Raw genomic sequence first — 15819 nt, 5'->3', positions numbered from 1 at the left:
AGGGAGGGTGTGATCATGACCACACCGCTCGCGTTCGTCATCATCGCCTGGAGGTCTTCCGGGTGGCGCGCCGGACTGTCCGAGGGGGGCAGTCCGGCGGCTCGCGTTTTAGGCACGGCGATCAATCAATGTTGATCCGGAGTCTTTTCGGGATCCTTGCCTTCAAAGGGGAAGGCGCCTCTGGGTGTGCTCGACTTCGGCTTGATCAGCAGCGACAGGATCATGGTGATGACCAGAATGATGCCCGTGGCGCCCAGCGACCATTCGACCGGAATCTTGTAAAAATCGATCATCAGCATCTTGGCGCCGATCAGCACCAGAACCAGCGACAGGCCGTAAGGCAGCAGGTGGAACTTTTCATGGACGCCGGCCAGCAGGAAGTACATGGCGCGCAGACCGAGGATCGCGAAGACGTTCGAGGTCAGGACGATGAATGGATCGGTCGTGATGGCGAAGATGGCCGGGATCGAATCGACGGCGAAGACGACGTCGACAATGCCGATCAACAGCACGACGACCAGCAGCGGCGTCGCCATCGACTTGCCGTTAAATCGCGTGAAGAACTTCTCGCCATCGTAGCTGGGCGAGATCTTGAAGCTGCGGCGCACCCATTTCAGCGCCGGATTGTCGTCGAGTTCGGCCTCCTTGCCGGCAGCCAGCCACATCTTGAGGCCGGTGAAAACCAGAAAGGCGCCGAAGACATAGAGTACCCAGTGAAACTCGGAGATCAGCCAGGCGCCGACCAGGATAAGCGCGCCGCGCAATACCAGGGCGGCGAGGATGCCGATCATCAGGGCGCGCTTCTGGAATTCGGGCGGCACCGCGAAATAGGTGAACAGCATCAAAAAGACGAAGATGTTGTCGACCGCCAGCGCCTTTTCGACAAGGTAGCCGGTGACGAATTCGATGGCCTTGGTCTTGGCCAGCGCCTGTGCCGCCGGATCGGGCCCAAGCCCGCCCAGCTGCCACCACAGGAATGCGACGAAGGCAAAGGAGGCCGCGACCCAGACCAGGGTCCACAGCAGGGCTTCGCCGATCGAGACCTTATGGGCCCCCTGCTTGTTCATGGCGAAGAAATCGAGGATGAGCGCGACGACGACGAAGCCGCCGAACAGCGACCACAGTAACGGCGTACCGACGGAGAGCATGGCGAGGATCCCTCAAATAAACATGGTGACGGAAGTGTCCGTCCCTGGTCTCGCCGCACCGCGCAGAACTTTCGCGGTCATGGTGCCGGGACCGGAGGCTGTCCGATCCGTGCTGACGACACCTCTGGAACCTGGCACGCGGTTCCGGCTACTCCCCGAGGGCAGGCAGAGTTAACCAGCAAGCGCATTCGGCTGTCAACGCGAAAGCCCGGCTTAGTTGGTAAAAGTGGCGCTGCCCTACGAGGCCCGAAGATTTCCGGAGCAAAATCAAATCGATTTCTGATGCCCCCTGCCCCAGGCTTGCAAAGGTTTTTCGGGGGCGGGCAGTCCTCAGGTGTCATCATGCGTAACGGTCGCTTGGCGCATCGTCAAAACGACGATCATCATGCCGAAACCCACCATACCGGTCTTGCCGATGCGGGTCATACCGCCATCGATACGGCGCGCGAGTGGCTGCGCAAGGCTGGGATACTGGTCGCGGACGCCGCCCGTGCCTTCTGGCGCGACCTGAAGAGCCTGCCGCGCCTGGCGCAATGGGCCATCATCATCGCTGGCGTACTGATCGTCGCGGTCTTCCTGTTCCTCGCCAATCCGAACTGGAACTGGGCGCGCGGAATCGTATCGTCGCTCGCATCTACCAAGCTCAACCGGCCGGTCGCCATTGACGGCAATCTCAGGGTTCATCTCTTCCGCTGGACGCCCGATGCAACCATTGACGGATTGCGGATCGGCTATCCGGACTGGGGGCCCAGGCAGAACGTCGCCACGGCGAAGCAGGTCGCCGTCGAAGCCGAGTTCCTGCCCATCCTGACCGGCAAGATCGTGCTGCCACGCCTGCGGATCGATCAGCCAAACGTCTTCCTCTACCAGGACGCGCAAGGCCGCGCCAACTGGGACTTCTCGAACGGCAAGGCCAAGGGCGAGCCGACCAAGCTGCCGCTGATCAAGAACTTTATAATCAATGATGGCAAGGTCGAGCTGACCAGCGTGCAGCGGAAGATCAAATTCAAGGGTACCGTTAATGCCCATGAACGCGCCACGGCGTCGCGCCAGGCCTTTGGGCTTACCGGCGACGGTTCGCTGAACGGCAAGGTGTTCGAACTGAACGCCACGGGAGGACCGCTGCTCAATATCCGCACCAGCCAGCCCTATCCGTTCGACATGACCGTGCGCGCCGGGGCCACAAAACTCACGGCCAATGGCCGCGTCATCCATCCGTTCGACCTGGGCCAGTTGGAAGGCGCGGTGACGGTGTCAGGCCACAACCTGGCCGACCTCTATTACCTCACTGGCCTCACCCTGCCCAATACGCCATCCTATAGTGTCGCCGCCAATGTCCGCCGCGACGACATGGTCTACAGGATCAATGCCATCAAGGGCCGCATCGGCGGCAGCGACATCAACGGCGTTATGACGGTCGATACGCGCAACAATGGCCGGCCTTACCTGACGGCCGATCTCAACTCGCGCGCACTCAATTTCGAAGACCTGGGCGCGGTCTTTGGCGCGACTGGCGCCAATGCCCCGCAAGGCGCGGAACTGAGCGCCGCCCCGCGTCCGACCGCCGGCCGGCGTTTGCTGCCCGACGCGCCGCTGGATGTCGCGCGTATCCGCGGCATGGACGCCAAGGTCCGCTACCGCGCCCTGTCGGTGAAGGCGGTGCCCAACATGCCGCTGCGCGAGGTCAGCGTCGGCGCCACGCTCGACAAGGGGCTTTTGACAGTCGACCCGATCGATTTCGCTTTCCCGCAAGGTAGGTTGCAGGGCACGGCGAAGATCGACGCGCGCAACGCCACCCAGACCAATGACATCGACCTTAAGCTGACCGGCGTGCGCGTCCAGGACTTCGTGCCGCAGATTGGCGGCGGCGAGCCGCTGGAAGGGATTCTCAACGCCCGCGTCGTTGCCAAGGGCGCGGGCAACTCCGTCCACAAGGCCGCATCGACCGCCAATGGCGAGGTCACCGCCGTCATCCCCGCCGGCACGATACGCCAGAGCCTGGCTGAGCTGATGGGTGTGAACGCCTCCAAGGGTCTGTTCATGTACCTGTCGAAGGACAAGAAGGAGACCGATGTCCGCTGCGCTGTCGCCCATTTCGATGTGAAAAACGGCGTGCTTCAGTCGCGCTACATCGTCTTCGATACCGGCGTGGTGCTGTTGACCGGCAAGGGCACGGTCAATCTCAACGACGAGAGCATGCGGTTCGTCTTCAAGGGCAAGCCCAAGAAGTTCCGCCTGATTCGCATCAATGCCCCGATCGTCATCGGCGGCCAGCTGACCCAGCCCAAGGTCGGCATCGATGCTGGTCCGGCGGTCGTCCAGGGCGGGCTGACCCTGGCACTGCAATCGATCGTACCGCTGCTGCCGCTCGACTATGCCAAGGACAGTAATTGCGGCGCCTTGCTGGCCAGCGCCAAGGCCGAAGGCGCCTCGATCTCGACCAGGCCACCGGCCAGGAAGGCCGTCGCGGCGCCGGCGCAGCCGAAGGGGTGAAATGGCGTACCCCTCCGTCACCGCTTCGCGGCGCCACCTCCCCACGATGTGGGGGGAGAGGATGGCGAAGGCGGACGCGCACACTTCTCCTCCCTACGCTAGCGTGGGGAGGTGGCATCGAGCGAAGCGAAGATGACGGAGGGGTATTTGAATGAGGCAGCCCCTTGGCATTTCGGTTTCTCATCGATGCGCCGGTGATCCACAAGCGGTTTTAGCCGTCCACAGGCTTTCGGTTGTCATGACGCCATACACGGCCTAGATTCCCGGCATGCAGCAGTTGCCCCTCGATCTTGTCGCCATCGACGCCTTCAGCCGCGACCGCTTTGTCGAAAGCGGCTCGGTGCGGCCGGTGCTTGACGCCCTGCTGCACCCTAACACCTGGCTGGCGCCGCACTTGCTGATCACCGGGCCGGAAGGCAGCGGCAAGACACACCTCGGGCACATCTTCGCGAAGACCCATGGCGCGGTTTTCGTCGGTTCGGCCGACAGCGCGGCACTTCAGATCGCTCCTGGCCAGAGCTACGTTATCGACGACGCGGACAGCGCTTCGGAAGAGACGCTCTTTCACCTCTTCAACACCGTCCAAGCTTCGGGCGGATACCTGGTCCTGCTCAGCCGCGTCCATCCGCTGCAATGGGCCGTCACCCTTCCCGACTGGCAGTCGCGCCTGCGCGCCATGCGGCTCGTGACTCTGCCCGAGCCCGACGACGACCTGCTGGAAGCCATATTGTCGACCCTGTTCGCCCAGCGCGCCATTTCGCCGTCAACGGATGCGGTCGCCTATATCGCCAGCCGCGCCGACCGCTCGGTCGCCGCCCTTCAAAAAATCGTCACGGAGCTGGAGCACTATGCCAATGGCCGCGCCTTCACCCGTGGACTGGCGCGCGACTTCTTCGAACACAGCCAGACGCTGCCGTTCGATGAAACCGAAAGTGACAGCCGCTAAGGCTGTTTTCTTAAGGCTTTCGGCGTATTGTCCCGGTATAGTTAAAGCGTTCCCTGAAATTCCTTTCCTGCCGATGGCTTCATGACCGATTCCAGCGCCGCCACCCTGCCCTCAGAACCCGACGCCGACGCGCTTGCCGAAGCGCAAGCCGGCCTCGGTGAGCCTGCGCCGGCCAAGCCGGAAATCATCGACCTGTCGCAGCTGGAACGCCTCGGCGGCGCCTTCTACATCAACCGCGAACTGTCGTGGCTGGCCTTCAACAAGCGCGTCATCGAGGAAGCGGAAAACCCTAATCACCCGCTGCTGGAACGCCTGCGCTTCCTGTCGATTTCGGCCAACAACCTCGATGAATTCTACATGGTGCGCGTCGCCGGCCTGCAGGGCCAGGTGCGTGAGGGCGTGCGCGTCCTGTCGGAAGACGGCCACACGCCGGCCGAACAGCTCGAATCGGTCAACCGTGTCGCCAGCCAGCTTATGGCCAAGCAGCAGGCCATCTGGCTGAAGATTCGCGACGAACTGGAAGACAAGGGCCTGATCGTCCTTGACCCACAGGATGTCAACAAGACCGACAAGGCGTGGCTGGACCGCGAGTTCGACAGCCAGTTGTTCCCGATCCTGACGCCGATGGCGATCGACCCGGCGCACCCCTTCCCGTTCATTCCGAACCTCGGCTTCTCGATCGTGCTGAAGCTGGTGCGCCGCTTCGACACCAAGTCGATGTATGCCCTGGTGCCCATCCCCAATGGCGTCAAGCGCTTCTGGGAAATCGACACGGCGCGCCGCACCGCCGACGGCAGCCCGTCGCGCCGCAAGTTCATCTCGCTCGAGAACTTCGTCTCCCTGTTCATCCACCGCCTGTTCCCGGGCTTCGACATCGCCGGACGCGGCCTGTTCCGTGTCCTGCGTGACTCCGATATCGAACTGGAAGAAGAAGCCGAAGACCTGGTCCGCGAGTTCGAGGCCCTGATCAAGCAGCGCCGCCTGGGGTCCGTGGTCCGCGTCGAAATCGACGCCGGCATGCCCGACGACCTGCGCGCCTTCATCATCGAACAGCTCCATGTCGCCCCGCAGGACGAGGTCCAGATCAACGGCATCCTCGGCATGGCAGAGCTGTCCAAGCTGATCCCGTCGGACCGCAACGATCTCAAGTTCCGCCCGTTCGAGCCGCGCTTCCCCGAGCGCATCCGCGACAATGGCGGCGACATGTTCAACTCGATCCGGGAAAAGGACATCCTGGTTCACCACCCGTTCGAAAGCTTCGATTCGGTCATCCAGTTCGTCCGCCAGGCGGCGCGCGATCCGAACGTCATCGCTATTAAGCAGACCCTTTACCGCACATCGAAGGACTCGCCGATCGTCGCGGCGCTGATCGAGGCCGCCGAGCAGGGCAAGAACGTCACCGCGCTTGTGGAAATCAAGGCGCGCTTCGACGAAGAAGCCAACCTGCGCTGGGCGCGCGCCATGGAACAGGCCGGCGTCCACGTCGTCTACGGCTTCGTCGAGTACAAGACCCACGCCAAGCTGTCGGTCGTGGTCCGCCGTGAAGGCGACAGTCTGCGCACCTATTGCCATTTCGGCACCGGCAACTATCACCCGATCACCGCCAAGGTCTATACCGACCTCAGCCTGTTCACGACCAATGCCGAAATGTGCCGCGACGCCATGCGCGTCTTTAACTTCATTACCGGCTATGCCCGGCCCGAGGTCATGGAGAAGCTCTACTTCTCACCCGTTACCTTGAAGCTGGGCCTTATGCACCTGATCGACCAGGAGATTTTGAACGCAAGGGCTGGCAAGCCGGCGCAGATCTGGGCGAAGCTGAACGCGCTGGTCGATCCCTTCGTCATCAAGAAGCTGTACCAGGCCAGCCAGGCCGGCGTGCAGATCGACCTGGTCGTGCGCGGCATCTGCTGCCTCAGGCCAGGCGTACCTGGCGTGTCCGACAATATCCGCGTCAAGTCTATCGTCGGCCGCTTCCTGGAACATTCGCGCATCGTCTGCTTCGCCAACGGCCAGGCCATGCCGTCGGACCAGGCGCGCGTCTTCATCTCGTCCGCCGACTGGATGAGCCGCAATCTCGACCGCCGCGTCGAGGTGATGATTCCGGTGGAAAATCCGACCGTCCATCGCCAGGTGCTGGACCAGATTATGGTTGCCAACCTCAATGACGAAGGCCATTCCTGGCAGTTGGGTACCGACGGCACCTATTCGCGCATCGATATAAGCGCGCTGGACAAGCCCTTCTCGGCGCACGATTATTTCATGACTAACCCGTCGCTGTCCGGCCGTGGCCGCGGCGTCAAGGACATGCCCCGGGCCTTCGACCACGTCGGCGCGCGCAAGGCCGTGCGCTGACGGGCGGTCACCGTCGCATAAATATGTCTTGCATTCCAACTGCCCGGCGGGGCAAAGCCACAAGGTCTTCCATTGTGGAGCCCTGCTTTGAACTACAACAGTGCTGTCATCGACATCGGCTCCAACTCGGTGCGTCTGGTCATCTATCGTATCGAGGGCCGGTCGATCTGGCCGGTGTTCAATGAAAAGGTGCTGGCGGGCCTTGGCCGGGACATGTGGACGACCGGCCTTTTGCATCAGGACGGGGTGCGCGACAGTCTGATCGCGCTGCGCCGCTTCAAGGCCATCCTTGAATCGTTCGAACTCGACGGCCTGCACGTGGTGGCCACGGCCGCGGTGCGCGAGGCGCGCGACGGGCCGGACTTCGTCGGCGCCGTCAAGGCGCAGACCGGCTTCGATATCCGCGTACTGACGGGTGTCGAAGAGGCGTATTATTCAGCCCAGGGCGTGCACTGCGGCCATCTCGACGCCAAGGGCGTGGTTGGCGACCTCGGCGGCTCCAGCCTGGAACTGATTGGGCTCGATATCGAACCCGGCCACAACGGCATCACCCTGCCGCTGGGGCCATTTGCCCTGGGCGCCCCCAAGCCGGTCGATGCCGACAAGACCTATGCCACCATTGTCCGCCAGCTCGAGCCGCTGAAGGACCGGTTTTCCGGCGGCCAGTTCCATGCGGTCGGCGGGGCGTGGCGGAATCTGGCGCTCATCTGGATGCAGAAGCAGAACTATCCGCTGCATGTCATTCAGCAGTTTGAACTTCCGGCGCGCGAGGCCCTGTCGATCGCACGCCTGATCGCCCTGCAGTCGCCATCGTCGCTGGAACGCGTGCGCGGCATCACCAAGCGCCGTGTCGAAAACATCGGCTATGCCGCCCTAGTCCTGCAGGGGCTGATCGAAACCTTCCGGTTCGACTCGATCTGCTTCTCGGCGTTCGGCCTGCGCGAAGGGCTTTTGTTCGACGCGCTCGATCCGGCCGTCAAGGACGACGATCCCCTGATCGCCGGCTGCGCTGCGCTGGGCAGCCGGCTGGGACTAAACGATGACCTTGGTCCCGCCCTGTCAGACTGGGCGCTGGCCTTCTACAGCCGCGCCGAAGGCATTGTAGATCGGCCGGATGACAAGCTGATCCGCGCGGCGGCCAAGCTGTCGGATATCGGGGCGCGCCTGCATCCCGATCACCGCGCCGACCTGGTGTGCGATCAGGTCCTGCGCGCGCCCATAGCCGGCCAGACCCACGAAGAGCGCGTCTTTTTGGCCTGTGCTTCGTTCACGCGCTACAGCGGTGATACGTATCTCAAGGAGCCGGTGCTGATCAGTCGCATCCTCGGTGAGGATGGCCTGACCCAGGCAACGCAGCTGGGCCTGCTGCTGCGGCTGGGCTGCGACCTGTCGGCCAAGTCGGCCAAGCTTTTGAAGCTGGCCTCGGTCCGTCAGCACGACCGGCAGCTGACCTTGCGCGCCGAACCCGGCTGGGAGGACCTGCTGCTGGGCGAACAGACGCGTAAACGCGCACGGGCATTGGCGCAGGCGCTGAAACTCAACCTGACGATCCTTGCCAATTGACGAAAAACGTCGTTATCTCACATCATCGTTAACGGGGAGATGTGTGATGAAGCGTCCTGGACTTGCGATTTGCGCCGCCGCCCTGCTGGCCGCACCGGCCTTTGCGGCGGCTGACAAACCCGCCGATCTCGAAGCCGCATACAAGGCCGCCGGCATGGTCAAGAAGGCCGGCAAATGGGTCGGTTGCGCCGATGACCAGTACGCCCGCGCGGAAGTGGCCGAAGACGGCTATCGCGATCTGAACGGCGACGGCATCAAGGACCTGGTCATCAGTGACTTCGGCAGCTTCTGCTATGGCAGCACCGAACAGGGCTTCTTCGTGCTGACGAAGGCGACTGCGGCCGGTCCGTGGAAGGTGCTCTACCAGAGCCAGGGTATTCCGACGTTTCTGCCGACCAAGGTCAAGACGCCCGGCGGCTGGCCTGATGTCGAAGTCGGCGGGCCGGGATTTTGTTTCCCGATCCATCGCTGGAATGGCAAGGACTATGTCTTCAACCGCAACAAGGAATACGAAAAAGGCGCGTGTAAGCAGCGGTGAGACTGCTCATCTTATTCCTCCCCACTTGTGGGGAGGGGAACCGCACGAATGAGCCATCGACAGATGGCGAATGAGATGTGGTGGTGGGGGCCGTCTCGGTCGGTTTGTCAAACGCGGCTGGCGCCATGTCCTGTACCTGAACAGGGCCCCCACCACCATTCGCTCCGCTCATGGTCCCCCTCCCCACTCTCGTGGGGAGGAATAATATTTTAACGCCTCGCTGACGCTTCAAACAGAAATTGTTAACCAGCCCTACAGCTTGATCCGAAACAGCTTGGCCAGGTTAAAGCCGATGCCCATCCAGAACATGGTGTAGAGCCCGACAATCAGGGCGCCCGCGGCCAAGGCCATCACGCTATAGATGCCCGTAAGGACGCTGAGGATGGTATCGCCCAGCAGGTAGAAACCCACCGCGCCCCAGCCGACCAGATTGTGCTTCGCCGGTTCAATGCGCGAGTAGATCCACCAGCCGACCATTGGCGCCAGCACGAACAGAAGCGCAAAGGTCAGCGGCACCAGGGCCAGGCCAAGGATGGCGCTCAATGCCACGGCATAATCGGTCACGTGCCAGGCGCCCAACAGGGTGTCGAGCTGCGGCAGCGCGAATACTCCCCAGAAAAAGCCGTAGAGGCCGCCAGCCAGCCGCATCATGACCAGCAGGAAAATGCCGGCCTTCAGCGCCGTGACCCACGTCGCCGATCCCGCGGCGGTTGCGGGCGCGGCCGTTGTCGTTGCCTTGTTCATGGAAGCCCTCTCGTCGTTTCCGTCTCACCTGTCAAAAAAGGTTAACAGACGATTCCCGAGGGCCCTAATAAAATCGGATTAGTCCAGTTCGACGAGCTCGACCCTGGTGCCATTCAGCACCAGTGCCAGTTCACCGCGCTTGAGCTTAAGCGCGTCCTCACCGAACAGCCGCCGCCGCCACCCCTGAAGCGCCGGGACATTGGCATTGTCGTCCAAGGCGATCTTTTCCAGGTCCGACACGGTCGCCAGCAGTTTCGGCGCGACGTTTTCCTCTTCGCAGCGAATGCGCAGCAGGACCTTCAGCAACTCGACCACGGAGGCCGGCACCTGGACCGGCGGCGGCGATTTCTCGACCTTGGGCGCATAGGCATCGGGGTTCTTGAGCACGGCGCGGATGATGTCGGTCAGTTCCAGACCGAACTTCGAGGCGCCGAACCCTTTCGACGTCGAACGCAGTTGGTCGAAGGCCGCGGAGTCGGTCGGGCATTGGGTGGCGATTTCGTCGATGCCCTCATCCTTGAGGATACGGCCGCGCGGCATGTCGCGTTCCTGGGCCGTGCGTTCGCGCCACGCCGCGACCTGAGCGAAGACGCCCATATATTTGGTCGAGGTCTTGCGCGGCTTGAGACGCCGCCAGGCCTCGTCGGGGCTGGTCGAATAGAGGGTCATGTGGGTCAGGGCCTTCATCTCGTCCTGGACCCATTCCAGCCGGCCTTCGTTCGAGAGGCGGTCGCGCAGGCGGATATAGACCTTCGCGAGGTGCGTGACGTCGCCCAAGGCATACTGCAACTGCTGATCGCTCAAGGGACGGCGCGTCCAGTCGGTGAAGCGCGAGCCCTTGTCGAGGTCGATCTTCAGCTTCTGGCGCACCAGCGAATCGTAGGCGACCTGGTCGCCGAAGCCGGCCGCCATGGCCGCGACCTGGGTGTCGAACACCGGTGTCGGCATGACGCCGAGATTGACGAAGATTTCCATGTCCTGGCGGCAGGCGTGGAAGACCTTGAGAATCGATTCGTCGGCCAAAAGGTCGAGGAACGGCTTGAGGTCGATGTCGCGGGCCAGCGGATCGATGATGCCGGAATGATCGCTGCTGGCGGCCTGAATGAGGCACAGTTTGGGCCAGTACGTGGTTTCCCGCATGAATTCCGTATCTACCGTGATAAACGGCGCGGTTCTCAGCAGATCACAGAAGGCAATCAGATCAGTAGTATTTGTAATTGGACTCATTTTGTCGCTATAGCAGAGCCGAAACGCAGCCCATACCCTAATTTGCAGGATTTTTCCACAATGGCGGAATTAAAGAACGGTCTGACCTACGCCCAGTCGGGAGTCGATATCGACGCCGGCGAGGCCCTGGTCGACGCCATCAAACCCTTGGCCAAGGCCACGCGCCGTCCGGGCGCCGAGGCGTCCCTGGGTGGGTTCGGCGCGCTGTTCGACCTGAAGGCGGCAGGCTACGATGATCCCTTGATCGTCACGACCACGGACGGCGTCGGCACCAAGCTGAAGATCGCCATCGAAACCCACCGTCACGACACAGTCGGCATCGATCTGGTCGCCATGTGCGTCAACGATCTCTTGGCCCAGGGCGCCGAGCCTCTGATGTTCCTCGACTACTATGCGACGTCGAAGCTGGATGTCGATACCGCCCGCCGGGTGGTCGCCGGTATCGCCGAAGGCTGCAAGCGCGCCGGCTGTGCGCTGGTTGGCGGCGAGACGGCGGAAATGCCCGGCATGTATGGCGACAGCGATTACGACCTGGCCGGCTTCTCGGTCGGCGCGGTCAATCGCGACGCCGTGCTGCCGAAATTTGACGATCAGCGCGAAGGCGACCTGGTCATCGGCCTGGCCTCATCGGGTCCGCACTCCAATGGTTATTCGCTGATCCGCAAGGTCGTGGAGGTTGCCGGTCTGACGTGGGCCAGCCCTGCCCCGTTCGCCAAGGACCAGTCGCTGGCCCAGGCCCTGCTGGAGCCGACACGCATCTACATCAAGTCGGTCCTGCCGCTGATGAAGGCGGGCCTGATCAAGGGCGGCGCGCATATCACGGGTGGTGGGTTGATCGAGAACCCGGACCGCGGGGTGCGTGAGGATTTGACGGCGACCTTCGATTTCGACGGCTTCGAGTTCCCGCCGGTGTTCAAGTGGCTGATGGAAGCCGGTGGCATCGACAAGCACGAGATGCTCAGGACCTTCAACTGCGGCGTCGGCTTTGTGCTGTATGTGTCGCCAAAGAACGCCGATGCGGTTCTGGCGGCGCTGCTGAATGCCGGCGAAGATGCGTTTATCTGCGGGCAATTGACGAAGAAGTAGAAAGCCGGAGCCCTACTCCTTCTCTCCTCCCTGTTGCGAAGCAATGGGGAGGGGGACCGCTAGCGGCGCGAAGCGACTGCGCAGCGGTGGAGGGGTACAGCACAGGCGGTATACCCCACCACCACATCTCGCCGGTGCAAGCACCGTCTCGTGTGGTCCCCCTCCCCATCGCTTTGCGACAGGGAGGAGAAGTGAGCGAAATGACCTCTCAAAAGACAAAAACCGCCATCTTTATCTCCGGCCGTGGCTCCAACATGATGGCGCTGGTCGAAGCCGCGTCGGCGCCTGACTTTCCGGCCGAGATCGCCCTCGTCGTGTCCAACGATCCGTCAGCCGCCGGCCTCGCCTGGGCGGCCGAGCGCGGGATCAGGACGGTCGCGGTCGACCACAGGCTGTTCAACAAGGATCGCGAAGCCCACGAACGCGCCATCCACGGCCACCTGACGGCGCACGGCGTCCAGTTCATCTGCCTGGCCGGTTATATGCGCATCCTGACGCCATGGCTGGTCGAGACCTGGAACGGCCGGATGATCAATATTCACCCTGCCCTCCTGCCCGACTTCAAGGGTCTGCACACCCACGAACGCGCCATCGAAGCCGCTGTCGCCGAACACGGCGCGACGGTCCATTGGGTCACGCCCGGCGTCGACGAAGGCGAAACCATCCTGCAGGCGCGCGTGCCGGTCTTCCCGGAAGATACGGCCGATGTCCTGGCCAAACGCGTCCTTGCCGAAGAACACAAGCTTTACCCCGAGGCCGTGAGGCTGGTATTGTCCAAGCCACTTGGTGAAGACCTTACGAATTTGTAATAGCTGATTTCTTTGCCTGTTAAGGTTGCTACTGTAACATTGTCAGATGAAGTTCATTAAAACCGTCCAGTTTCTTGCCGGAATTCTGCTCGCCGGCGCCGCGCCCGCCGTGGCTGAGGAAGGCATGTGGACGTTCGACAATGTGCCCGTGACGCGCATCAACAAGACCTATGGCACGCATATCGACAAGCCATGGCTGAACCGGCTCCAGGCCGCCATTGCGCGCATCAATAGCGGCTGTACGGGGACGATTCTGTCCTCCGAAGGGCTGATGCTGACCAATCATCACTGCGTCTTCGAATGCCTGCGCGCGGTTTCAAGGCCCGACGAGGACCATATCGCCGAGGGCTTCATAATCCGGTCGAGGGAGGACGAGGAAGCCTGCCCCGGCATGGCGGCAGAGGTCCTGCTCGACGTCAGCGACCACACCGCTGATGTCAACCGCGTGACGCGCGGCTTGAAGGGTGATGCTTTCCTGAAAGCCCAGAACGCCCGTTTCGCCGAGATCGAAGCGGCGGGTTGCGGCGATGATCCGGCCGTGCGCTGCCAGATGGTAACGCTCTATCAGGGCGGCCAGTACAAGCTCTACAAGTACCGCAGGTATAACGACCTGCGCCTTGTTTTCGCTCCGGAATTTCAGTCCGCCTATTTCGGCGGCGACCCGGACAATTACAACTTCCCGCGCTATGGTTTCGATGTCGCCTTCATGCGCCTCTATGAAAACGACGCGCCGGCCGCAACGCCCCAGCACCTCGACTGGGCGCCGGTCGAGCCGAAACCGAGCGAGCCGGTCATTGTCGCCGGCAATCCCGGCTGGACCCAACGGCTCTTGACCGTATCGCAGCTTGAGACCCAGCGCGACATCATCAATCCGCCTAGTTTGGCCATGAAGTCGGAGCTGCGCGGACGCCTGATCGCCTATTCTCGCATCAATGACGACACCAAGCGTGTTTCATCGGACGCGCTGTTCGGCGTCGAGAATGGCTTCAAATCGCTGGCCGGGCAGGACCTGGCGCTACGCAATCCGCGCATCATGGCCGCCAAGCGCAAGGAAGAAGCCGCGCTGAAGGCCAGCATGAAGGGCCGTTTCAAGACAGAGATAGGCAATCCGTGGGCCGAGATCGCGGCGGCGCAGAAGGCCAGCGCCGAGCTGTACCTGCCCTATCATTTTCTCGAACAGGCGCCGAACAATTCCACCCTGTTCGCCATCGCGCGCAAGCTGGTCCGTCATGCCGCGGAGATGGAAAAGCCGTCGGCCGAGCGCCTGCCGGAATTCGCCGATCCGCGCCTGCCGACATTGCGCCGCGACCTGCTGTCGCCGTGGCCGATCGAAAAGCCGCTGGAAAAGCTCTATCTCGAATTCCGCCTGTCGAAGGCGCGCGAATACCTGACCAATGACGCGGCCGAGACGAAGCTCCTGCTGGGGGACGAGTCGCCCGAAAGCCTGGCCGAACGGCTGGTCGACGGCACGCGGCTGGACGATACCGAGTTCCGCACCCAACTGTGGGAAGGCGGCATGGCGGCGATTGCGGCCTCCGACGACCCGATGATCGAGTATGCCATCAAGCTCGATCCCGCGGCCCGCGCCCTTCGCCAGGCCTATGATGAGCGCGTCAACAGCCCTGTGCGCATCGCATCCGAAAAGATCGCGAAGGTGCGCTTCCGTTACTACGGCACTTCGACCTATCCGGACGCGACCTATTCACCGCGCCTGACCTTCGGCAAGGTCGACGGCTGGACGTGGCGCGGGAAGACAATTGAACCGGTGACACGGATTTCGGGACTGTATGCGCGGGCGACCGGGCATGATCCGTACGTACTGTCATGGCGGTTCGAGGGGGCCAAAGACAAGCTGGACGGCAATACGGTGCTGAACTTCACGACCACGACCGATATTGTCGGCGGCAATTCAGGCTCGCCCGTCGTCAATGCCGAGGGTGCTGTGATCGGCACGATCTTCGACGGCAATATCCATTCGCTGGGTGGCAACTTCGCCTACGATCCGCAATTGAACCGGTCGGTGTCGGTATCGGCGGCAGCGATCAGTGAGGTACTCGGCAAGGTGTACGGGTTGCAGGCCCTCACAGAGGAGTTGGAGCGCCGGTAACCTCGTGGGGCCTGACTTGCGAAAAGGAAGAGGCCCCGCCCACCACTCGCTCCGCTCGCGGTCCCCCCTCCCCATAAATGGGGAGGGCGAAATGGGGCAACCTGGATTACAGCCGAAAAGTCAATTAAGGCCGTTAACATCGCCCTCCCCATTTATGGGGAGGGGGGACCGCCGTCAGGCGGTGGGCGGGGCCATGCCGGCTTTTCCAGCAGCGCCTTAGCCCGTTCCGATAGGTTAGGTTATCGCATAAAGAAAAGCCCGACCCCAAAAGGTCAGGCTTTTTATTTGAAGAATAGACCTGGGGCCACAGGCCCCAGACCCCATTCGTTTAGCCGACGATCTGGTCTTCGGTGAAGAACTGCGCGATTTCAATCGCCGCGTTCTCGTCCGAGTCCGAGCCGTGAACCGAGTTTTCACCGATCGACAGGGCGAACAGCTTGCGCAGCGTGCCTTCGGCGGCCTGTTCCGGGTTGGTGGCGCCCATGACTTCGCGGTACTTCGGCACGGCGTTTTCGCCTTCCAGGACCTGGACGACGACCGGAGCAGCCGTCATCTGGCCAACCAGCTCACCAAAGAAGGGACGCTCCTTGTGGACGCCGTAGAATTGCTCGGCCTGGGCTTGCGTCATCAGGATGCGGCGCTGGGCGACGATGCGCAGGCCGGCCTCTTCGATCACGGCGTTGATCTTGCCGGTGATGTTGCGGCGGGTGGCGTCGGGCTTGATGATCGAGAAAGTACGGGACATGTGATGTTCCAATTTTGTTTTGCGTTTGCGTTGCGCTGCCTTATAGCGAGGGCCACCG

The 15819-nt window shown here is 62.3% G+C and carries 12 protein-coding genes; 8 read left to right on the top strand and 4 right to left on the bottom strand.

The annotated features are described in order from the left end of the window. Positions 1–125 precede the first annotated feature (125 nt). On the bottom strand, positions 126–1148 hold the full coding sequence (locus tag J2X24_RS03475; RefSeq protein WP_209716722.1) for a TerC family protein: 1023 nt from the start codon (positions 1146–1148) through the stop codon (positions 126–128). A 342-nt stretch (positions 1149–1490) separates the two neighbouring features. On the opposite strand from J2X24_RS03475, the gene J2X24_RS03470 reads away from it, so the two are divergent. The 5 genes from J2X24_RS03470 (at position 1491) to J2X24_RS03450 (ending at position 9043) form a co-directional block, all read left to right on the top strand. Further along, positions 1491–3641: an AsmA family protein gene (locus tag J2X24_RS03470; protein WP_245344428.1), complete on the top strand. Its 2151-nt coding sequence runs from the start codon at positions 1491–1493 to the stop codon at positions 3639–3641. Between the two features lie 268 nt (positions 3642–3909). Continuing rightward, positions 3910–4587 (top strand): P-loop NTPase family protein, encoded by a 678-nt coding sequence (locus tag J2X24_RS03465; RefSeq protein ID WP_209716719.1) that lies wholly within the window; start codon positions 3910–3912, stop codon positions 4585–4587. Positions 4588–4668: 81 nt separating this feature from the next. Then, positions 4669–6942, top strand: a complete 2274-nt coding sequence (locus J2X24_RS03460; RefSeq protein ID WP_209716715.1) for an RNA degradosome polyphosphate kinase — start codon at positions 4669–4671, stop codon at positions 6940–6942. An 87-nt stretch (positions 6943–7029) separates the two neighbouring features. After that, on the top strand, positions 7030–8505 hold the full coding sequence (locus J2X24_RS03455) for a Ppx/GppA family phosphatase (RefSeq protein ID WP_209716712.1): 1476 nt from the start codon (positions 7030–7032) through the stop codon (positions 8503–8505). Between the two features lie 46 nt (positions 8506–8551). Next, positions 8552–9043, top strand: a complete 492-nt coding sequence (locus J2X24_RS03450; protein WP_209716710.1) for a hypothetical protein — start codon at positions 8552–8554, stop codon at positions 9041–9043. Between the two features lie 252 nt (positions 9044–9295). Here the strand turns inward: J2X24_RS03450 and J2X24_RS03445 are convergent, their stop codons facing one another. Both J2X24_RS03445 and rnd read right to left on the bottom strand, forming a co-directional pair. Next, the gene (locus tag J2X24_RS03445) at positions 9296–9787 is read right to left on the bottom strand and encodes a hypothetical protein (protein ID WP_209716707.1); all 492 of its coding nucleotides are present in this window, start codon (positions 9785–9787) and stop codon (positions 9296–9298) included. A 78-nt stretch (positions 9788–9865) separates the two neighbouring features. Next, entirely contained in the window at positions 9866–11014 is a 1149-nt protein-coding gene (gene rnd / locus J2X24_RS03440; RefSeq protein WP_209716704.1) for a ribonuclease D, read from the bottom strand. A gap of 60 nt (positions 11015–11074) precedes the next feature. On the opposite strand from rnd, the gene purM reads away from it, so the two are divergent. The 3 genes from purM to J2X24_RS03425 all read left to right on the top strand — a co-directional run bounded on the left by purM (position 11075) and on the right by J2X24_RS03425 (position 15016). Then, the gene (gene purM / locus J2X24_RS03435; RefSeq protein WP_209716701.1) at positions 11075–12100 is read left to right on the top strand and encodes a phosphoribosylformylglycinamidine cyclo-ligase; all 1026 of its coding nucleotides are present in this window, start codon (positions 11075–11077) and stop codon (positions 12098–12100) included. 200 nt (positions 12101–12300) lie between these two features. Beyond that, positions 12301–12909: a phosphoribosylglycinamide formyltransferase gene (purN, locus tag J2X24_RS03430; protein ID WP_209716698.1), complete on the top strand. Its 609-nt coding sequence runs from the start codon at positions 12301–12303 to the stop codon at positions 12907–12909. 46 nt (positions 12910–12955) lie between these two features. Then, a complete protein-coding gene (locus tag J2X24_RS03425) occupies positions 12956–15016 on the top strand; it encodes a S46 family peptidase (RefSeq protein ID WP_245344427.1) in 2061 nt (686 codons plus the stop codon). A 328-nt stretch (positions 15017–15344) separates the two neighbouring features. Here J2X24_RS03425 and ndk read toward each other — a convergent pair whose 3' ends face one another. After that, positions 15345–15761, bottom strand: coding sequence for a nucleoside-diphosphate kinase (gene ndk, locus J2X24_RS03420; RefSeq protein ID WP_209716695.1), 417 nt, complete (start codon positions 15759–15761; stop codon positions 15345–15347). Positions 15762–15819: the final 58 nt, after the last annotated feature.

It is taken from the genome of Asticcacaulis solisilvae (assembly GCF_017875235.1).
GTDB lineage: Bacteria > Pseudomonadota > Alphaproteobacteria > Caulobacterales > Caulobacteraceae > Asticcacaulis > Asticcacaulis solisilvae_A.
Note: the sequence above shows the minus strand (reverse complement) of the source record. Positions and strands in the feature narration are given on the sequence as shown.